The 18,793-nt window shown below is 75.7% G+C and carries 18 protein-coding genes; 9 read left to right on the forward strand and 9 right to left on the reverse strand.

What is annotated here, in order from left to right:
• The first annotated feature begins 93 nt into the window (after positions 1-93).
• Both AC07VC_RS07370 and AC07VC_RS07375 read left to right on the forward strand, forming a co-directional pair.
• Complete coding sequence (locus tag AC07VC_RS07370; protein WP_494676215.1) at positions 94-1,257, forward strand: glutathione S-transferase family protein; 1,164 nt, start codon at positions 94-96, stop codon at positions 1,255-1,257.
• Positions 1,257-2,045: an alpha/beta hydrolase gene (locus AC07VC_RS07375; protein ID WP_494676216.1), complete on the forward strand. Its 789-nt coding sequence runs from the start codon at positions 1,257-1,259 to the stop codon at positions 2,043-2,045. The genes AC07VC_RS07370 and AC07VC_RS07375 overlap by 1 nt, the downstream gene beginning before the upstream one ends.
• On the opposite strand, the gene AC07VC_RS07380 is transcribed toward AC07VC_RS07375, so the two are convergent.
• The gene (locus AC07VC_RS07380; RefSeq protein WP_094116263.1) at positions 2,008-2,382 is read right to left on the reverse strand and encodes a DUF6804 family protein; all 375 of its coding nucleotides are present in this window, start codon (positions 2,380-2,382) and stop codon (positions 2,008-2,010) included. The genes AC07VC_RS07375 and AC07VC_RS07380 overlap by 38 nt on opposite strands.
• A gap of 127 nt (positions 2,383-2,509) precedes the next feature.
• Between AC07VC_RS07380 and AC07VC_RS07385 the strand changes: the two genes are divergently transcribed.
• From AC07VC_RS07385 to AC07VC_RS07400, 4 genes are all read left to right on the forward strand, one after another.
• Positions 2,510-3,865: a sensor histidine kinase gene (locus AC07VC_RS07385; protein ID WP_494676217.1), complete on the forward strand. Its 1,356-nt coding sequence runs from the start codon at positions 2,510-2,512 to the stop codon at positions 3,863-3,865.
• Positions 3,858-4,505: a response regulator gene (locus tag AC07VC_RS07390; protein ID WP_494676218.1), complete on the forward strand. Its 648-nt coding sequence runs from the start codon at positions 3,858-3,860 to the stop codon at positions 4,503-4,505. Before AC07VC_RS07385 ends, AC07VC_RS07390 begins: the two co-directional genes overlap by 8 nt.
• Positions 4,502-5,425, forward strand: a complete 924-nt coding sequence (locus AC07VC_RS07395) for a hypothetical protein (RefSeq protein ID WP_494676219.1) — start codon at positions 4,502-4,504, stop codon at positions 5,423-5,425. Before AC07VC_RS07390 ends, AC07VC_RS07395 begins: the two co-directional genes overlap by 4 nt.
• A 126-nt stretch (positions 5,426-5,551) precedes the next feature.
• On the forward strand, positions 5,552-6,592 hold the full coding sequence (locus AC07VC_RS07400; protein WP_494676220.1) for a zinc-dependent alcohol dehydrogenase family protein: 1,041 nt from the start codon (positions 5,552-5,554) through the stop codon (positions 6,590-6,592).
• 24 nt (positions 6,593-6,616) lie between these two features.
• On the opposite strand, the gene AC07VC_RS07405 is transcribed toward AC07VC_RS07400, so the two are convergent.
• Both AC07VC_RS07405 and AC07VC_RS07410 read right to left on the reverse strand, forming a co-directional pair.
• Positions 6,617-6,934 carry a putative quinol monooxygenase gene (locus AC07VC_RS07405; protein WP_317229653.1) on the reverse strand — a complete coding sequence of 106 codons (318 nt, stop codon included), beginning with the start codon at positions 6,932-6,934 and terminating at the stop codon, positions 6,617-6,619.
• An 83-nt stretch (positions 6,935-7,017) separates the two neighbouring features.
• Positions 7,018-8,772 (reverse strand): pyruvate dehydrogenase, encoded by a 1,755-nt coding sequence (locus AC07VC_RS07410; protein ID WP_494676221.1) that lies wholly within the window; start codon positions 8,770-8,772, stop codon positions 7,018-7,020.
• A gap of 107 nt (positions 8,773-8,879) precedes the next feature.
• Between AC07VC_RS07410 and AC07VC_RS07415 the strand changes: the two genes are divergently transcribed.
• Positions 8,880-9,611, forward strand: coding sequence for a DUF1684 domain-containing protein (locus AC07VC_RS07415; RefSeq protein ID WP_494676222.1), 732 nt, complete (start codon positions 8,880-8,882; stop codon positions 9,609-9,611).
• On the opposite strand, the gene nagA is transcribed toward AC07VC_RS07415, so the two are convergent.
• Complete coding sequence (gene nagA, locus AC07VC_RS07420) at positions 9,593-10,774, reverse strand: N-acetylglucosamine-6-phosphate deacetylase (protein ID WP_494676223.1); 1,182 nt, start codon at positions 10,772-10,774, stop codon at positions 9,593-9,595. The genes AC07VC_RS07415 and nagA overlap by 19 nt on opposite strands.
• Before the next feature lie 49 nt (positions 10,775-10,823).
• Complete coding sequence (locus tag AC07VC_RS07425; protein ID WP_494676224.1) at positions 10,824-12,965, reverse strand: S9 family peptidase; 2,142 nt, start codon at positions 12,963-12,965, stop codon at positions 10,824-10,826.
• Between the two features lie 186 nt (positions 12,966-13,151).
• Between AC07VC_RS07425 and AC07VC_RS07430 the strand changes: the two genes are divergently transcribed.
• A complete protein-coding gene (locus tag AC07VC_RS07430) occupies positions 13,152-14,087 on the forward strand; it encodes a TetR/AcrR family transcriptional regulator (protein WP_494676225.1) in 936 nt (311 codons plus the stop codon).
• On the opposite strand, the gene AC07VC_RS07435 is transcribed toward AC07VC_RS07430, so the two are convergent.
• The 4 genes from AC07VC_RS07435 to AC07VC_RS07450 form a co-directional block, all read right to left on the reverse strand.
• Complete coding sequence (locus AC07VC_RS07435; protein WP_494676226.1) at positions 14,084-14,701, reverse strand: GDSL-type esterase/lipase family protein; 618 nt, start codon at positions 14,699-14,701, stop codon at positions 14,084-14,086. The two genes, AC07VC_RS07430 and AC07VC_RS07435, sit on opposite strands and share 4 nt — an antisense overlap.
• A gap of 68 nt (positions 14,702-14,769) precedes the next feature.
• Entirely contained in the window at positions 14,770-15,219 is a 450-nt protein-coding gene (locus tag AC07VC_RS07440) for a hypothetical protein (protein WP_317229744.1), read from the reverse strand.
• Positions 15,216-16,742: an SDR family oxidoreductase gene (locus AC07VC_RS07445; protein ID WP_494676227.1), complete on the reverse strand. Its 1,527-nt coding sequence runs from the start codon at positions 16,740-16,742 to the stop codon at positions 15,216-15,218. Before AC07VC_RS07445 ends, AC07VC_RS07440 begins: the two co-directional genes overlap by 4 nt.
• 104 nt (positions 16,743-16,846) lie before the next feature.
• Complete coding sequence (locus tag AC07VC_RS07450; RefSeq protein WP_494676228.1) at positions 16,847-17,608, reverse strand: SRPBCC family protein; 762 nt, start codon at positions 17,606-17,608, stop codon at positions 16,847-16,849.
• A 215-nt stretch (positions 17,609-17,823) separates the two neighbouring features.
• On the opposite strand from AC07VC_RS07450, the gene AC07VC_RS07455 reads away from it, so the two are divergent.
• Positions 17,824-18,762, forward strand: coding sequence for an ROK family protein (locus AC07VC_RS07455; RefSeq protein WP_317229741.1), 939 nt, complete (start codon positions 17,824-17,826; stop codon positions 18,760-18,762).
• Positions 18,763-18,793: the final 31 nt, after the last annotated feature.

The raw sequence follows: 18,793 nt of genomic DNA on the forward strand, positions 1-18,793 counted from the left end.
GCCTCGGGGAGGACGGGCACGAGAGCAGTTTAGGGCACGCGCGCTCCCGCCGCGCGCCCGGTCGCCGCGGGCCGCCCGGCCTAGGCTGGATCCATGACGGATCAGGCGACACCCACCGGTACCAACGAGGCGGGTTCCCCCGGCCGCTACGTCGAGGAGGGCGAGTTCACGCGCGACACGAACTACATCGAGGACCGCATCCTCCGGGACGGATCCCAGGGGTGGCCCGTCGAGGCCGGCCGCTACCGCCTCGTCGCCGCGCGCGCGTGCCCGTGGGCGAACCGCTCCGTCATCGTCCGCCGCCTGCTCGGTCTCGAGGACGCCATCTCGCTCGGCCTCCCCGGCCCGACGCACGACGCGCGCAGCTGGACCTTCGACCTCGACCCCGACGGCCGCGACCCGGTCCTCGGCATCGAGCGCCTGCAGGACGCGTTCCTCGCCCGCTTCCCCGGCTACCCGCGCGGCATCACCGTGCCGGCCCTCGTCGACATCCCCTCCGGCCAGGTCGTGACCAACGACTACCCGCAGATCACCCTCGACCTCTCCACGGAGTGGACCGAGCACCACCGCGAGGGCGCGCCCGACCTCTACCCGGAGCACCTCCGCGCGGAGATCGACGAGGTCGCCGACCTCGTGTTCCGCGACGTGAACAACGGCGTCTACCGCTGCGGGTTCGCCGGATCCCAGGAGGCGTACGAGAAGGCCTACGACCGCCTCTTCTCCCGCCTGGACTGGCTGAGCGACCGCCTCGCCGGCCAGCGCTACCTCGTGGGCGACACGATCACCGAGGCCGACGTCCGCCTGTTCACGACGCTCGCCCGGTTCGACGCGGTCTACCACGGGCACTTCAAGTGCAACCGCCAGAAGCTCGACGAGATGCCCGTGCTGTGGGCCTACGCGCGCGACCTGTTCCAGACGCCCGGCTTCGGCGACACCATCGACTTCGTGCAGATCAAGCAGCACTACTACCTGACGCACACCGACATCAACCCCACCCGCGTCGTGCCCGTCGGGCCCGAGACGTGGGGCTGGCTGGAGCCGCACGGCCGCGAGGAGCTGGGCGGCCGCCCGTTCGGCGACGGCACGCCCCCGGGACCCGTCCGCGAGGGCGAGCGCGTGCCCGAGGGCCACGGCGCCGTGCCCCGCGGGGACGCCGGATCCGGCGCCCGCGAGACGCGCCCGTCCGCGGCCCGCGCCGCCGTCTCCGGGAGCCCCGTCCCCGGTTCCGCCGACGCCGGCAGCGCGGGCAGCGCCTGATGGCCGCGCGCACCTCCGCCACCGTCACGCCCCGGCGCCGGCTCCTCGGCCTCGCCATCCGGCACGTGCCCGCCGTGGCACGGTCGATGCACGGCACGCCCGCCGCCGGCGCGCGCGTCGTGCGGCATCCGGCGGGCAAGCAGGGCCTCCCGCTCGACATCTCCGTCTGGACCCCGCCCGGCCACGACCGCTCGGCGACCGGATCCCCGGTGCTCGTCGTCCTCGCCCGGCACGACGGCGACTGGCTGCCGTCCACGCTCGCGAAGGACCTGCGCGCGGTGGTCGTGGCCATGGCCCCGGACGACGACGAGAAGGCCCTCGCGGGCCTCTCCTGGATCGCCTCGCACGCCGCCGGCTGGAACGGCACCCCGGAGCGCCTCGGCATCCTCGGGGACGGACCCGGCGCCGACCGGGCGCTGCGCGTCACCGCGCTCGCCCGGGACGCCGACGGCCCGGCGGTCCTCCGGCTCGTGCTCGTGAGCCCGTCCGGCGAGGTGCCCACGCTGCAGGCCCCCGACCGCCAGGGGCACGGCCTCGACCGGCTGCCCGGCACGCTCGTCCACGTCGGGGCGGCGGACCCGCGGCTCGACGACGTCGTGGAGGGCGTCGCGGCGCTCAAGGCGGCGGGCACGAAGGCGCGGCTGGTGCGGATCCCGCGCGCCGACCACGGCTGGCTCGCCTACCCGGCCGCGGACCCGGCGCTCGCCCGCAGGTCGCTCGACGAGATCGTCGCCTACCTGCGCCGCGGGCTCACCGAGGAGCGCGCGTTCGGGGTCGGCCCGGCGTAGGGTCCGCCTCGACGGGGACCTTCACCAGGATCCCCGCGGCGATGAACACGATCGCCGCCACGTACTGCAGCGACTGCCAGGTCACCGCCTCGACGGGGATCACGGCGACGGGGTTCCACAGCACGGCCACGGCCGCCAGCAGCGCCGCGCTCCACCAGCTGCGGGCGCGCACCGAGAACACGATCATGATCAGCGCGAGGATCGCGACCGCGAACCGCACGACCGTGAACAGGTCGCCGTCGATCACCGCGAAGCCGGCCAGCAGCACGATGGCGCCGAGGAGCCCGGGGGCGAGCGACGGTCGGGTGAAGGCGGGGGCGGCGGGGGTGCGGGTCACCGGTCCAGTCTGCCAGCGCCCACCGGGAGCGGCCTCCGGGAGCGGCCGTCGGCGCGCTCCTCCCCCGCGGGGATGAGGTTCCGCGCCCCGCCCGGATCGCGGGCACCGCCCCTCGTAGCCTGTGCCCATGCCCTCACCCCGCACGACCGCCCACCTGGTCGCCCCGCTCGGCGGTGCCGCGTTCGCCGCCCTCTGGATCCTCGCCGAGGCCGGACGCGCCGGACTCGCCGGCGTCGCCACCCTGGCCGTCGCGCTCGGCGCTGCGATCGGCCTCGCCGTCTGGATGCCGGCCGCCTCGCTCGCGATCGTCGTCGCGATCCCGGTGCTGCAGCTGGCGGGGCTGGCCTCCGCCGTCGACTCGACCACCTGGCCGCTGTACGCGGCGGTCGGGTTCGTCGTGCTGATGGTCGCCGCGACGGGCTCCCGCCGGACCCGGCTCGTCGCCCTGCCGGCCGGCGTCGTCGCCGCGCCGGCCGCCGTCGTGCACACGGCCGTGCCCTCGGGTGCCGACCCCACGCGCCTCCTCGCGTGGGCGGCGCTCGGCTCGGCCGGCGGCAGCCCGCTGCACCCGACCCTGGTCGTGCTGTTGCTCGCCGGGGTCGGCGCGGTCGTCCTGGCCTGGGCCGTGGGCTTCGGCGTCGGGGCCGCGCTGCGCCTGCACCGCCTCGGTCGCGTCCTCGAGGAGGCCGAGGGCCGGCTGGCCGAGACCGACCTGGAGCTGCGGCTGGTCGCCGAGCGGGCCCGCATCTCCCGGGACGTCCACGACTCCATCGCGCACGCGCTCACGATCGTGGTGGCGCAGTCGGAGGGCGCGTCCGCGCTGTCGCGTCGGCAGCCGGAGGTGGTCGACGGCGTCCTGACCGCGATCTCCGGGGTCGCGCGCGACGCCCTGACCGACGTCCGCGGCCTCATCGAGCGGATCACCGACGCCGGCGACGAGCTCCTGTCGCTCGCCGACCTGCTGGCGCTCGTCGCGCGCATGCGGGACGTGGGCATGCGCATCGACCTCGACGAGCTGGGCGCCCGACCGCCGCTGCGGGACGCGCACCAGCTCGCCGTCTACCGGATCGTGCAGGAGAGCCTGACGAACGCCCTCAAGCACGGCGGCGCGGACGCCGACGCCTCCGTGGTGCTGGACTGGCGCGGTCCCGGGCTCGCGCTCCTGGTGCGCTCGTCCGGCCGGTCGCCGCTCGTGGCCCGGGGAGCGCTGCCCGGCACCGGTGCCGGGATCGCCGGCATGCGCGAGCGCGCGCGGCTCGCGGGCGGGTGGCTCACCGCGGAGCCGGAGCCCCGGCCGGAGCAGGACGGCGGGGGCGAGTTCGTCGTGACGGCGTACCTGCCGATCGCCGGCGGGGCGGGTGGCGCTCCCGTCCGGCCCGCCGTCGACGTGACGGCCGTCGCCGCGACCGCCTCGCCGGCATCCGCCGCGGCATCGGCATCCCCCGCCGCATCCGCCGCCGATGCCGCCGGTCCCCGTGGTTGAGCCGGTGCGCGTCGCGGTGGTCGACGACCAGCCGCTCTTCGCCCAGGGCCTCCGCATGCAGATCGACGCGACGAACGACCTCGTCTGCGTCGGCATCGCCGGGGACGGCCGCGACGGGATCGACCTCGTGCGCCGGGAGGCTCCCGACGTGGTGCTGATGGACCTCCGCATGCCGGTGCTCGACGGCCTGGCCGCGACCGCCGCGGTGCGGGACGGCGGCGCCGAGGCGCCCCGCGTGATCGTCCTCACCACCCTCCGCGACGACCAGGCCGTGCGCGCCGCCGCGCGCGCGGGCGCCGCCGCCTTCCTCACGAAGGACGCGCGGCCCGAGGTGCTCCTCGCGACCGTGCGCGCCGCCGCGGCGGGCGAGGTCACGGGCGACACCGAGGACCTCCTGCGGGACTTCGGCGCCGCTCCCCCGCAACCCGACGTCGACGTGCTCGCGGTGCTGACGCCGCGCGAGCGCGAGACCTTCCTGCTCGTCGCCCGCGGGCTGACCAACGTCCAGATCGCCGAGGCGTCCTTCGTCGCGGCGTCGACCGTGAAGACGCACGTGCAGGCGGTGCTCGCGAAGCTCGGGCTCCGCAGCCGCCTGCAGGTCGTCGTCTTCGCCCATGAGAGAGGACTGGTGCGCTCGTGACCGCATCCCCCATCCGCGGATCCGCCGGGCGCCTGGCCCGCCGGATCCGCACCCCGCGCGGCGTCGTCGCGGTCGTGGTCGCCGCGGGCCTCATCGGCGTCGCCGTCGCGAACGCACCGGCGCCCCGGACCGAGCCGGTCGCGGATCTGCCCGCGCGGGACGCCGCCGCGTGGACCCTGCCGCTCGACGCGGCCGCGGGCGTCCCGATGGATGCGATCGACGTCGCCGAGGACATCCGCCTGCGGCCGTGCCTCGTCGCGCATGGCATCGCGGACGCGGCGCCCGCGCTCGACCCGGCGGTGCTCCTCGCCCCGGCGTCGCACGCGGACGGCCGCCTCATCGCCCCGCCGCTCGACGAGGGGCGCGCCGCCCGGTACGGCCACGGGCCGGCGGTGGATCCGGCGCGCGCCGAGCTGCGGGAGTGGCGGATGGCGCGAAACGACGACGACGCGCGCGGCCGCGCGCTCGATGCCTGCCTCCCGGGTGTCCGCGCGGGCGTCTGGGCGCACTCGGGCACGAACCAGGGCATCCGGATGCGCGCGCTCGAGCTGCGCGCCGACGCCCGGGAGCGCGCCCTGCGCGACCCCGCGGTCGTCGCGGCGGCCGACGCCTGGCGCGGCTGCCTGGCCGGGTCCTCCGCCGACGAGCTCCGCGACCGGGGACGCCCGCTGCCCGAGGATCCGATGACCCTGCTCGAGCCCGAGCACGCCGACGCACCCTCCGAGGACGTCGTGCTCGCCCGCGCCGACGCCTCCTGCCAGGCGTCGACGGGCTACCGCGCCGCCCTGTACGACGCGCAGTGGCGTGAGGAGTCGCTCGTGACCGAGGCCGACGCGGCCCTGTTCTCCTCGGGGCGCGCCCGGCAGGTGGTCGCGACGACCGCCGCGGTGCGCGAGGTACTGCTCGGCGACCGCGGCTGAGGACCGGGGCCTCCGCCTCCGCAGGAGCAGGTCGCCGCGCGCGAAGGGGCGGCCCGCGCCGTCGGATACCGTGGACGGGCCCGTCCGCCCGATCCCGTCGGGCCCCGCCTGCCCCGAGGAGCCCCCATGCGCGCCGTCGTCTACGAACGGTTCGGCGAGACGCCCGTCGTCCGCGAGCTGCCGGATCCCGTCCCCTCGCCGCGCGGCGTCGTCGTGCGCGTCGAGGCCACGGGCGTGTGCCGCAGCGACGCGCACGGCTGGCTCGGGCACGACGACGGCATCGCCCTGCCGCAGGTGCCGGGGCACGAGCTGGTGGGCCGGATCCACGCCACGGGCCCCGAGGTCACCCGCTTCCGCGTCGGCGACCGCGTCACCGTGCCCTTCGTGTGCGCGTGCGGGCGCTGCCCCGAGTGCCGGGCCGGGAACGGCCAGGTGTGCCGCGACCAGACGCAGCCGGGCTTCACGCACTGGGGCTCGTTCGCGGAGCTGGTGGCGCTGCACGACGCGGACGTCAACCTCATCCCCGTCCCCGACGACCTCGACGCGGGGGCCGCGGCGCTCCTCGGCTGCCGGTTCGCGACCGCGTTCCGGGGGCTCGTGCACCGCGCGCGCATCCGACGCGGCGAGCGCCTGGTCGTCGTCGGCTGCGGCGGCGTGGGCCTCAGCGCCGTGATGATCGGCGTGGCCGTGGGCGCCGAGGTGATCGCGGTCGACATCGACCCCGCAGCCCTCGCGCGCGCCCGGGAGCTCGGAGCCGCGCACGCGGTCGACTCGTCGGGCCTCGCCGAGCGGGAGGTGCTCGACGCGATCCGCGCGGTCGCCCCCGACGGCGTGCAGGTGTCCGTGGAGGCGCTCGGCCGGGAGTCGACGCTCCGGATCAGCCTGCTCGCGCTCGCGCCGACCGGCCGACAGGTGCAGATCGGTCTGTTCGCGAGCGAGCCGACGGTGCCCGTCCCGGTCATCATCAGCCAGGAGCTGAGCCTGCACGGCAGCCACGGCATGCCCGCGCACGACTACGCCGAGCTGATGGCGATAGTCGCCTCGGGCGCGCTCCGCCCGGAGCTGCTCATCGAGCACCGCATCCCGCTCGACGACGCCCCGGCCGCGCTCGAGGCGCTTGCCGGCGGCGACCGGTCGGCGGGGATCACGCTGGTCGAGCTCGGCTGACCGCCCGCCGGGACCGGCGTCGCGCTAGAGCGCGCCCTGGATCTCGTCCCCCGCCGGGATGGGGACGAGCCGCGTGACCACGGGCGGCGACTGCAGGAGGCCGGCGAGCGACGCGTTCATGCGCGCGACGACCTCCCCCGCGCCGTGGGCGTCGAGCTCCTCGCCGGAGGACCACTTCTCGAGCATGACGATGGTGCCGTCGGGCGCGTCGTGGATGGCGTAGAGCTCGCAGCCCGCCTCCCCGTGCACCTCGGCGATGCCGCGGGACAGGGCGGCGACGGTGTCATCGCGCCGCCCCTCGACGGGCGTGAAGACGGCGGTGACGACGACGGGGTCGGACATGGTGCTCCTCTGTTCGGTGGGGTTCGGTGCGATCGGGGCGGGTGGTGCGGTCGGTGCGGGAGGGGACGCGGCGGCGCCCGCGCTCACGGCCGCGGGATGTTCCGCAGGTTGGATCGGGCGAGCTGCACGGCCTCGCCGACGCCGCCGTTCATGACGATCTTCGACATGGACAGCGCGAAGCCCTTCAGCTGCTGGCCGGTGATGGTCGGCGGGATGGAGAGCGCCATCGGATCGGTGACGAGGTCGACGAGGGCGGGGCCGTCGTGGGCGAACGCGGCTTCCAGCGCCCCGCGGATGTCCGCCGGGTCCTCGACCCGCTGGGCGTGGATCCCGAGGGCTGCGGCGACGGCCGCGTAGTCGACCATCGGCACGTCCACGCCGAAGTCGGGGATCCCGTCGACGAGCATCTCGACCTTCACGAGCCCGAGCGTGGAGTTGTTGAACACGACGATCTTCACGGGGAGCCCGTAGGCCGCGACCGTCACGAGCTCGCCCATGAGCATCGAGAGCCCGCCGTCGCCCGAGACGGACACGACCTGGCGCTCCGGGTACGCCACCTGGGCTCCGATGGCCTGCGGGAGCGCGTTCGCCATCGACCCGTGCACGAGCGAGCCGATCATCCGCCGTCGCCCGTTGGGCGTGAGGTAGCGCGCGGTCCAGACGTTGCACATGCCGGTGTCGCTCGTGAACACGGTGTCGTCCCCCGCGACCTCGTCCAGGATGCTGGCCGCGTACTCGGGGTGGATGGGCTTCAGCTTCTCGGCCTTCGACGTGTACGCGCCCACCACCTGCTCGACCTTCTTGTCCTGCTCCTCCAGCAGCTTCTCGAGGAACCGCCGGTCGGTCTTCCGCCGCACGAGCGGCAGCACCGCGCGGATGGTGGAGAGCGCATCTCCGTGGATCGCGATGTCCACGTCGGTGCGGCGGCCGAGGCGCTCCGGCGCGATGTCGATCTGCGCGGTGCGCACCTCCTTGCCGGGCAGGAACTGGTCGTAGGGGAAGTCGGTGCCGATGAGGATCAGCAGGTCGGCGCCCGAGATGCCCGCAGCCGCGGCGCCGTAGCCGATGAGGCCCGTCATCCCGACGTCGAAGGGGTTGTCCTGCTGGATGACGTCCTTGCCGCGCAGCGAGTGGCCGACGGGGGCGGCGATCCTGTCGGCCAGCTCCATGAGCTCGGCGTGCGCGGATCCCGCTCCGCGTCCGGCGAAGATGGCGACGCTGTCCGCCTCGTCGATGGCCTGCGCGAGCGCGCGCACGTCCTCCTCGGCGGGCACGATCGCGGGGCGCCGCGGCAGCGAGAACGCGGGTGCCTCGCCCTCGGCGTCGAGCTCGGCGACGTCGCCGGGCAGCGTGATGACGCTGACGCCGCCGAGCGCGAGCGAGTGCCGCATGGCCTGGTCGACGACGCGGGGCGCCTGCACGGCCGTCGAGATCATCTCCGTGTAGTGCGAGCACTCGACGAAGAGGCGGTCCGGGTGCGTCTCCTGGAAGTAGCCGGAGCCGATCTGGTTCGTGGTGATGTGGCTCGCGATGGCGAGCACGGGCGCGCCCGAGCGGTGCGCGTCGTAGAGGCCGTTGATGAGGTGGAGGTGGCCGGGGCCGCAGGATCCGGCGCACACCGCGAGCCTGCCCGTGAGCTGCGCCTCGGCGGAGGCGGCGAACGCGCCCGCCTCCTCGTGGCGCACGTGGATCCAGTCGATGCCGCCCTTGCGGCTCCCGCCCGTGCGTCGCACCGCGTCGACGATCGGGTTGAGGCTGTCGCCGACGACCCCGTAGATGCGGCTCACCCCCGCCTCGATGAGCTGGGCGATGAGCTGGTCGGCGACCGTGCGTGCCATGGGAGCGTCCTTCCGTCGGGTGTCCAGTCAATACCCGACGCCTCCGAGCGGCATCCGCGAGGCGCGCGCTCCGGGAATGCGCCCGCACCAGGCGCGTTGACCCTCACGTGACCGACACGACGACCGCTGCCGCCCGCCCCGACGCCGCCGACCCCGATGCCCTCGCCCGCTACGAGGCCTGGCACCGCGCCCGCCTCGCGGCCGTGACGAGCCCGTTCGGCAGCCTCGCGCTGATCCAGACGACGTGGCTCGCTGCCGGCGAGGAGGTCAGCGACCTCGAGGCGCTCGAGGGCCAGCCCGACACCGTGCAGCTCACCCGCATCGAGCGCGTCTCGCTCGACACGGGCGAGCCCGAGCACGGCTACCGGCTCTGGGACTCGGCGTCCCCGAGGAACCGGGCGTTCGAGGACATCGAGGTCTACCCCTACGCCCCCGAGTGGATCCTCCAGGGCCGGTTCGAGCGCGTCGACGAGGACCGCGTCATCCCGTTCGAGCACATCGCCGACCAGGGCCGCACCCGCGGGCTGCCCGTGCCCGGCGACATCGTCGTGGAGATCGAGGGCCAGGAGGTGCGCCTCAGCGCGTTCGCCGACGGCGACCGGCTCCAGCTCGTCTTCGCCGACGCGACCACCGGCCGCGAGAGCTACGCGCCCAGCCGCTTCCTCTTCCTCCCGCGCCCGGACGGCGACGGACCCGTCACGCTCGACTTCACGCGCGCCGTCGTCCCGCCCTGCGGCTTCTCCGACTGGATGAACTGCCCGCTCCCGCCCGCCGGCAACCGTCTGACGGCCGCCGTGCGCGCCGGCGAGCGCCGCGTGGTCTACCGCGACGGGGCCTGAGGCACGCCCGGGACCTCGACGCCCGCGGCCCAGACGCGGGCGACCTCGAGGTCGGGCGTGACCGCCACGACGTCGGCCGCGGATCCCGCGCGCAGGAGGCCGAAGCGGCCCTGGAGGCCCAGCGCCCGGGCCGGGACGACCGTGAGCGCCGCGACCGCATCCGGCAGCGCGAGGCCCACGTCGCCCACCGCGATCCGCAGCGCCCGGTCCTGCGTGAGCGTCGAGCCCGCGATCGTATCGGTGCCCGACAGCCGCGCGACGCCGGCGCGCACGTCCACGTCGAGCGAGCCGAGGCGGTAGCGGCCGTCCGCGGATCCCGTCGCCGCCATCGCGTCGGTGACGAGCGCGACGCGGCCGGGCGCCACGCGGAACAGCAGTCCCGCGACCGCCGGATCCACGTGGACGCCGTCGAGGATCAGCTCGAGCGTCACCCGCTCGTCGGCGACGGCCGCCATGATCGGGCCCGGCTCGCGGTGGTGGATGCCGGGCATCGCGTTGAACGCGTGCGTCAGCACGGTCGCCCCCGCGTCGAACGCCGCCCGCGCGAGGTCGCCTGAGCACGTGGTGTGCCCGACGGCCGCGACCACGCCCCCGTCGACCAGGCGGCGGATGGCGTCGAGCGCGCCGTCGAGCTCCGGGGCGATCGTGACCTGCCGCAGCACGCCCTCCCCCGCCGCGAGGAGGGCATCGATGCGCGCGGGCGTCGGATCCACCAGGTGCTCGTGCGCGTGGGCCCCCGCCGCGTGCGGCGACAGGAACGGGCCCTCGAGGTGCGCGCCGAGCACGAGCGGATCCTCGGCCATCGCCTCCCGGATCGCGCCGAGCGACCGCACGAGGTCGGGCACCGGGTTCGCGACGAGGCTGAGCACGGAGCGCGTGGTGCCGTGCCGCCGGTGCAGGGCGACGGCCGCGCGGAGCCCGTCGGCCCCGTCGTCGTGGGACCCGCCCGCGCCGCCGTGCACGTGCAGGTCGACGAGGCCCGGCACGAGCGTGACGTCGCCGAGGTCGACCGTGCGCTCCGCCGGCGGCGCCTCGCGTCCGCTCCCGACCGCGGCGATCGCGTCGCCGTCGAGCAGCACCCACGCGTCGGCGGTCGTCCCGTGGGCGTCGACGGCCCGAGCGGCGCGGAGGAGCGTGGGACCGGGGGCGGGGCGCGCGGGCATCCGGTCATCATCCCGCATGCCCGCGCCGCCCGGCCCGTGAACCGCGGTGCTAGCCGAGCACCTCGGGCCGCACGAAGTCCTTCCCGTGCACGTGCTGGTCGAGGAACGCGAGCACCGTCCGGTACCAGACCACCGACTGCTGGGGCTTCAGGATCCAGTGGTTCTCGTCCGGGAAGACCAGGAACCGGTGCGGCGTGGTCCCGTCGTCGGCCGCGTGGTGCTCGGCGAGCTCCGACCAGAGGCGCAGGCTCTCGCCCACGGGCACGCGGTAGTCGCGGTCGCCGTGGATCACGAGCATGGGGGTCACGATGTCCCGCACCGAGTGGTGCGGCGAGTTCCGGTCGAGCCCCTCGGCGGAGAAGATGCTCTGCCAGTACTGCGACGAGTCGGTGGTGGGGCCGAACTGGTCGAGCGCCCAGAGGCTCGCGTGGCTGACGATCGCGCGGAAGCGGTCGGTGTGCCCCGCGACCCAGTTCGCCATGTAGCCGCCGAACGAGCCGCCCATCGCGGCCGTCCGGGTCGCGTCGATGTCATCGCGCGCCTCCACGGCGTCGGTGATCGACATGAGGTCCGTGTACGGCGCCTCGCCCCACGCGTCCCAGCCGCGGGCGATGAAGTCGAGGCCGTAGCCGGTGCTGAGCGCGGGGTCCGGCAGCAGCACCGCGTAGCCGCGCGCCACCATCACCTGCGGGGTCCAGCGCCAGCTCCACGCGTTCCAGCTGTTGAGCGGGCCGCCGTGGATCCACAGCAGCAGCGGCGCGGGCGCCTCGGCCGACGCGCCCTCCGGCAGCACGAGCCAGCCGCGCACGCGGGCGCCATCGGCTGCGGTCGTCGCGACCTCGGTCATGGTGCCGGTCGTGGCGGGCACGGGCGCGGGCGTCGCCAGCTCGGTCACGGACCCGTCGGCGGCGGACACGCGCACGGGGTGGGCCGGCGCCATCCACGAGGACCGCAGCGCGAGCACGTCGCCCGTCTCGGCGTCGACGCGCACGTCGGTGTACGCGTGGTCGTCGGTCGTGAGCTGCGTGACGTCGCCGTCGAGGCCGATGCGGAAGACGGGGCCGCGGCCGTCCTGGTCGGCGGTCACGACGAGCCCCTGGGAGTCGGCGTCGAACTGCAGCGACGACGGCCAGCGGTCCCAGTCGGCGGCCACGCGCCGGGCGTCGGACCCGTCGAGCGCGGATACCCAGATCTCCTGCTGCGTGGGCCCGGCGGGGGTCGCGCGGTCGGCGCGGACGTAGGCGAGGAGCCCTCCGTCGGGGCTGATGGCGGGCGACTCGACGTCGGTGCCGGGCAGGTCGACGAGCGTCGTCCGCTCCCCCGTCGCGACGTCGAGGGAGACGAGCGCCTGGCGGTCGCCGCGGCGCTCCTTGACGCCGACGGCGACGACGAGCGTGCGGCCGTCGGGGCTGAGGGCCGCGGACGCGTGGTCGAGCGTCCGGCCGGGCTGCGGCGTCAGGTCCCGCGGGCGCGGCAGCGAGGTCGGGTACGGCAGGGCCGTGGCGGCGGGGGCGGCGGCCGCCGATCCGCCGTCCTCGGTCGCGGCCTCGGCGGCGAGCGCGGTGGCGGCGTCGGCCGTGGTGGGCCGTGCGGGCTCCTCCACGAGCGCGTCCGTCAGGTCGAGCGCGAGCAGGTGCGGCTCGTCGGGACCGAGGTCGTGGTCCCAGTAGCGCACGGGGTAGCTGTCGTGCAGGATCGCGTTCACCTTGAGGTCCGACCGGCGCTTCCGGGCCACGGCGTCGGCCTCCAGCGAGTCGGATCCGGGCAGCAGCGGCGCGTGCAGGACCACGGTGGCCGCGTCGCGCGCCACGGCCGCGATGCCGTCGACGCCGCCGGCGAGCCGCGTCAGCGCGCGGGCCTCGCCGCCGTCCGCCGGGAGGATCCACAGCTGCGCGGCGTCCTCCTCGGCGGCGTCGTCCGCGTCCGGCCGCGAGGAGACGAACAGCAGGTCGCCGGTGGACGTGAAGGCCGCGCCGGCCTCGCTCTTCGCGGAGCGCGTGAGGCGCCGGGGCACGCCGCCGCCGGCCGCGGGCACGACCCAGAGGGCGTTCCGGTAGCCGGTGCGGGCTGCGTCGAGGGTCGTGACGGTGAGCACCGCGCGGCGTCCGTCGGGAGAGAGCACGAGGCCGCCGAGGCGCGGGATGGCGATGAGGTCGTCGAGCTCGGAGAAGGGGGTGCGGTTGTCGGGCATGCTCCCACGCTAGCCGCGGCGGCTCCGTGCCGGCCGACGCCCCGGACGACGCCATGGACGACGCCCACGTCGCCGGCACCGGCGGTCGCGACGACCGGCGCGACCGGCCCGTCCGCTCCTCCGCGTCCCCGGGCACGCGTCGCTTTGGGCCCTAATGACTGGCGCCGTCCCGGTATGATCGTCGGCATGGAACGGCGAGCCGGTCGGGTCGGGCGGCCCGCGCGCGTCTCGCGGCGGTCGATCGCGGAGGGCGCCCTCGAGGTCGGGCTCAGCACGCTGACGCTGACCTCGCTCGCGAACCGCCTGGGCGTCGACCACTCGACGCTGTACCGGCACGTGGCGAGCCGCGACGACATCGTGCTCCTCGCCTGCGACACCGCGATCGCGCGGATGGACTGGCCGGTCGTGCCCGACGCCCCCGCCGGGACGCTCGAGGCGGCGGGCGACACGGCCTGGCGCACCTACCTGGAGCAGGCCGTCGAGCGCATCTGGGACATGTACGACCGGCACCCGGGGCTCGCGACCGCGATCCACCACCTGCGCGCCGCGCCGGACCAGGTCGTCCTCCGCTTCACGGGCGCCATCCGCGACCTCACCCGCCTGGGCTTCGCGGAGGCCGAGGCCGTGCTGGTGCTCGACACCGTCCTCGACATCGCCGTCGAGTCCTACGTGGGGTGGGAGCGCGTCCTCGCCGCGACCGGCGCCGCGGGCGACCGCCCCGACTCGTCCGCCCCCCTCGACGACGCCACGCTGCCCGCCGCCATGGGCCGCGGGCTCCTCACGCTGGCCGCGGAGGGCATGGCCGCGGAGGGCAGGGCGGCGGAGGGCGGGGCCGCCGAGCACGGCGCGGACGCCGGATCCCGGGGCGGGGACCCGGGGCACTCCTCCCGGCGCGGCGGCCCCGCCCACTCGGCCGGCGCCCCGGATGCCGTGCATGCCCGCGAGGAGGAGGCCCAGCGCGACGCCCTCGGGACCATGGGCCGTGTGACGGCGCGCTTCGCGGGCGAGGTCTCGCCGGGATCCGCCGCGACGCCGCGCGACTGGTGGCGGCGCAAGCTCGCCGTGGTCCTGGACGGCGTGGTGGGGCTCCGCTCCCCCGGCCCGCTCGCGCCCGGCCGTTAGGCGCCGGCGGCGTCCTCGGGTGCGCCGGACCCGTCGGGAGCCGCGTCCGCGTCGTCGTCCGCCGCGTCGTGCGCATCCCCGTCCCGGGGCGCGAGCACGGGGGCGAGCACCGCGCGCACCGCGGCAGCGCCCGCGTCGGTGAGGTGCAGGCGGTCGTCGCTCAGGGTGGGGTCGAGCTCGCCGTCGCCGAAGCCGAGGGCCGGCCACAGGTCCACGTGCTCGGCGCGGACGGCCGGCGCGTACTGGCGCAGGTGCACGTTGACGATGCGGATGCGCTCCGCGTGCTCGCGCCCCCGCGGCGGCACGGAGACGACGACGAGCCGCGCGGTCGGCAGGTCGCGCCGCAGGTCGGCGAGGATCGTCTCCAGCGCCCGGACGGTCTGCTCGGGTCCCCGGCGCGCGGCGCCGAGGTCGTGCGTGCCGCAGGAGAGGACCACGGTCGACGGGTCCTCGGCCACGACCTCGGACAGGAGCGCGAGCACGTCGTCCGTGGTCTGCCCGGGGCGGCCCCGGTCGACGATCCGCGCGTCCCCGTCGGGGACGATGGCGTCCCACCGGCCGTCCGCGGTCAGGCTGTCGCCGAGCAGGACCGTCGTGCGCGTGCGCGGTGCCATGGATCCGCCTCTCGTCGTGCCCATCATGGTCCCCGCCCGCGGGGATGTCATCGGGTCGACATCGGACGTCATCCGTGCTGTCGGCGCACCACCCGACGCCACCAGCTGCGGCGCCGCGGCGAGAGCACGAGCAACGCCAGCGCGATGAGCACGGGCAGCGACAGGATCGTCGCGACGAGCGCCCCCGCCTGGCCGGCGCTGAGCGGCACGCCGAGCACGTCGATGGTGACGCGCGAGGTGGCGCCGTCCGTGAGGTCGGTGATGCTGCGGCTGCCCGAGGCGTCGACGGGGACGGGCTTCCACGCCTCGGCGGAGCCGGCGTCCGGCGTCGACGCCGAGGACGGCGTGCGGGAGGTGCCCGCCGCTCCGCCCGACAGCGCCGCGAGGTCGGCGCGCGCCTGCACGGGCGCGGACACGCTCATGGTCACGGCCGTGGCGAGGCCCGCCGAGGCGAGGACGATGCCCACCAGGGTCAGCAGGATGAGGCCGATGCGCGGAGCCCCGTTCCGCCGGCTCACCGGGCGGCCCCCGCGCGGGGACGCTCGGCCGCGCGCCGTCGCGTGGCGGCGAGCGCCTTCGCGGTGATGCGGGTCGCCATCGAGGTGAAGATCACGCCGTGGAAGGGCAGGATCGCGAACCAGTACAGCCGGCCGGCGAGCCCGGACGGGAAGAAGATCGCGCGCTGGCGGTAGTCGCTGCCGCCGTCCGCGCGCGGCGTCGCGCTCAGCTCGAGCCAGGCCTCGCCGGGCAGCTTCATCTCGGCGCGCAGCCGCAGTGCCGTGCCGCGCTCGATGTGCTCGACGCGCCAGAAGTCGAGCGCGTCCCCGGTCTGCAGGGTCGTGGCGCTGCGGCGGCCGCGGCGGAGGCCCACGCCGCCGACGAGCTTGTCCATCCACCCGCGCGCGGCCCACGCGACCGGGAGCGAGTACCAGCCGTTCTCGCCGCCGATGGACTCGATGACGGCCCACAGGTCCTCGGGCGCCGCCTCCGTCGACCGCTCCTTGAGGTCGAGGTAGACCGTGTGACCCGACCAGTCGGGGTCGCTCGGCAGCAGGTCGCTGGGCGCGCCCACGACGGCGGAGTCCTTCCAGCTGGTCTCCACGACCCCGTCGCGCATGCGGCCGAGCGCGAGGCGCACGGAGCGGCGGTAGCCCGTGAGGCCGCCCTCGGGGTCGGGGACGTAGGTCGAGATGTCGTGCTCGCCCATGACGCAGTCGTACTGGAGCGACTCGATGATCGGCACCGCCAGCGTGCGCGGGATGGGCGTGACGACGTTCACCCAGTGCGCGGCGAGTCGCGGCGCGAAGATCGGGATGGACGCGATGGGCCGCTGCGGCAGTCCCGCCTCGACCGCGTACCCGTTCATCATCTGGCCGTAGCGCAGCACGTCGGGCCCGCCGATGTCGAAGGTGCGGTTGAGCCCCTCGGGCATGTCCGCGGCGGCGACCAGGTAGTAGAGGACGTCCCGGATCGCGATCGGCTGGATGAAGTTCCGCACCCACCCGGGCGCGGGCATGAACGGCAGGACCTCGGTGAGGTGCCGGATCATCTCGAACGAGGTGGATCCGGAGCCGATGACGACGCCGGCCTGCAGCGCCACGGTGGGCACGCCGCTCGCGAGCAGCACGTCGCCCACCGCCTTGCGGCTGGCCAGGTGCTTCGAGAGGTGGTCGACGTCCGGGTGCAGGCCGCCGAGGTACACGATGCGGCCGACTCCCGCGGCCTTCGCGGCCGTGGCGACGTTCTCGGCCGAGGCGCGCTCCGACGAGGCGAAGTCGCCCTTGGCGCCCATGCCGTGGACGAGGTAGTAGAGGACGTCGACGTCCTCTACGGCGGGCGCGAGGGTCGCGGCGTCGGACAGGTCGCCCCGCACCACCTCCACGTCGTCGCGCCACGGGACGTCGGTGAGACGGCGGGGATCGCGGACCAGGACGCGCACGCGGAAGCCGGCCTCGAGCAGGCGCGGCACGAGCCTCCCGCCGATGTACCCCGTCGCTCCGGTCACGAGGGCGAGACGGGCGGCGGCGCTCGGCGAAGTCATTCCCTCACGGTAGGCAATCTGCCTGGCAAGCGGCTCCCAGGACCCGGGACGCGCGGTGGGCACCTACCGGGGACGCGCCGTCGGGCGTGGGCCGCGGAGGCGGATCAGCCCTCGGCCGACTCCAGCTCCGCCATGTACCGGCGCCAGGTCGGGCCGTGCTCGACGTCGCACGTCGCCCAGTCCACGGGGCGGCCGCGGACGAGCTCGTCCAGCAGGTCGAGGTGGAGGCGCCAGCTGGCCTTCAGCACGTTGGCGATGCCCGCGGGCAGCATGCCGGTCACGGTGACGACCAGCTCCGTCTGCCGGTCGCGGGGCCCGCCGGGCACCTCCTGGAGGCGCAGGAGGAACCGCGCGGTGACCTCCCCCTCGTCCACGAACGTGAAGTCGATGCCCTGCCCCTCCTCGAAGCGCGTGACGATGCCGCCCGACGCCGAGGCGAGGCTGCGGTCCGGGCCGGTCATCCACTCGAACCAGAACTCGCCGCCCTCCTCCTGCTCGATGGACGCCTCCGCGAGCCAGCCGGACACCATGTCGGGATCGGACACCGCGTCCCACACGATGAGCGGCGGCATGTCGATGAGGCGGCGGAACACGAACTCGTAGGGCAGGAAGACGGTGGAGGCCCGGGCCTCGGAGAGGAAGGCGCCCGGCATCGCCGGGAAGCGGGTGCGGATGCCCCCGTCGTCGTCGCCGAGCCCCGAGGAGGCGGGCATGCCCTCGTCGAGCTGGCGCGAGGCGAGACGGGCCTCGGCCGCGTCCGCGTACTCGAGCGCGGGAGCCGTGCCGCGGCGAGGGGACGCCGCGTGCTCGGCGCGCGGGGCGGGCGCCTCGTGGGCGCTGTCTCCGGGGCGGTGGTCGGGATGCACGGCATGAGCATAGATCGGCGTAGCCGGATGGACGCGGGTTTCCCCACAGGTGGACGGCCTGCGTCAGCCGATCGGCGGCCGGACCAGCCGATCGGCGCACCCCATCGGCCGATCGGCGGAGCGGGGTCGGGCCGCGCGCCGCCGGGAGCGGGCCCCGACCGACCGTATCCTGGACGCCGGTGCACGGGCGGATCCGGGACCGGGACAGGACGAAGATGCCTCGCACGCTCGCGCTCGCCGTCGACTTCGGCGGCACCAAGGTGGAGTCCGCTCTCGTGGACGACGCGGGCCGCGTGCTCGCGGGCAGCCGGTTCCGCGGGCCCACCGGCCCCGACCGCTCCGCCGACGAGCTGCTCGACTCCGTGCTCGGGGTCGCCCGGCAGGCCCTCGCCGCCCTGCCCGACGACGCCGAGCTCGTCGGCACCGGCCTCGCGGCCGCGGGCCCCGTCGACGTCCGGCAGGGCCTCGTCTCGCCGCTCAACGTGCCGGCCTGGCGCTCCTTCCCGCTCCGCGACCGCGTCGCCGAGCTCACCCCGGACGTGCCGACCACGCTCCAGATGGACGGGCTCGCCATCACGCTCGCCGAGCACTGGGTCGGCGCCGGCCGGGGCTACGACGACGTGATGGGCATGATCGTGTCGACCGGGGTCGGCGGCGGCCTCGTGCTGTCGGGCCGCACCGTCGCGGGGCCGACGGGCAACGCGGGCCACATCGGCCACGTCGAGGTCGCGGGCTTCGACGACCCGTGCAGCTGCGGCGGGCAGGGCTGCGTGGAGGCGATCGCGTCCGGGCCCCGGAGCGTCGCCTGGGCGCGCGCCCGCGGCTGGACCGGGGCCACGGGCGAGGACCTCGCCGCCGGCTACCGCGCGGGCGACGACCTCGCCGTGCAGGCTGTGCGGCGGGCCGGGCTCGCGATCGGCCGCGCCATCGCGTCGGCCAGCTCGCTCGTCGACCTGGACGTCGTCGCCATCGGCGGCGGCTTCAGCCGCGTGACGCCCGACATCTTCGACATGATCCGCGAGCCCATCGCGCTCCGCGAGCAGTTCGGCTTCGTCACCAAGACGCGCGTGGTGCCCTCCGGCCTCTCCGAGGACGGCCCCATCATCGGCGCCGGCGCGCTCGTGCACCGCAAGGAGATGGTCCCGAGCTTCTGATCCGGGCGGGCACGGGCGGCGCCCCGTCGGG

Source organism: Clavibacter sp. GW821-FHT01D01, assembly GCF_059422605.1.

Bases quoted from the DNA above. Each gene is read 5' to 3' on its own strand.
- AC07VC_RS07370 (WP_494676215.1), top strand. From the start codon at position 94: ATGACGGATCAGGCGACACCCACCGGTACCAACGAGGCGGGTTCCCCC.
- AC07VC_RS07375 (WP_494676216.1), top strand. From the start codon at position 1,257: ATGGCCGCGCGCACCTCCGCCACCGTCACGCCCCGGCGCCGGCTCCTC.
- AC07VC_RS07385 (WP_494676217.1), top strand. From the start codon at position 2,510: ATGCCCTCACCCCGCACGACCGCCCACCTGGTCGCCCCGCTCGGCGGT.
- AC07VC_RS07400 (WP_494676220.1), top strand. From the start codon at position 5,552: ATGCGCGCCGTCGTCTACGAACGGTTCGGCGAGACGCCCGTCGTCCGC.
- AC07VC_RS07405 (WP_317229653.1), bottom strand. From the start codon at position 6,934: ATGTCCGACCCCGTCGTCGTCACCGCCGTCTTCACGCCCGTCGAGGGG.
- AC07VC_RS07410 (WP_494676221.1), bottom strand. From the start codon at position 8,772: ATGGCACGCACGGTCGCCGACCAGCTCATCGCCCAGCTCATCGAGGCG.
- nagA (WP_494676223.1), bottom strand. From the start codon at position 10,774: ATGCCCGCGCGCCCCGCCCCCGGTCCCACGCTCCTCCGCGCCGCTCGG.
- AC07VC_RS07425 (WP_494676224.1), bottom strand. From the start codon at position 12,965: ATGCCCGACAACCGCACCCCCTTCTCCGAGCTCGACGACCTCATCGCC.
- AC07VC_RS07430 (WP_494676225.1), top strand. From the start codon at position 13,152: ATGGAACGGCGAGCCGGTCGGGTCGGGCGGCCCGCGCGCGTCTCGCGG.
- AC07VC_RS07435 (WP_494676226.1), bottom strand. From the start codon at position 14,701: ATGGCACCGCGCACGCGCACGACGGTCCTGCTCGGCGACAGCCTGACC.
- AC07VC_RS07445 (WP_494676227.1), bottom strand. From the start codon at position 16,742: ATGACTTCGCCGAGCGCCGCCGCCCGTCTCGCCCTCGTGACCGGAGCG.
- AC07VC_RS07455 (WP_317229741.1), top strand. From the start codon at position 17,824: ATGCCTCGCACGCTCGCGCTCGCCGTCGACTTCGGCGGCACCAAGGTG.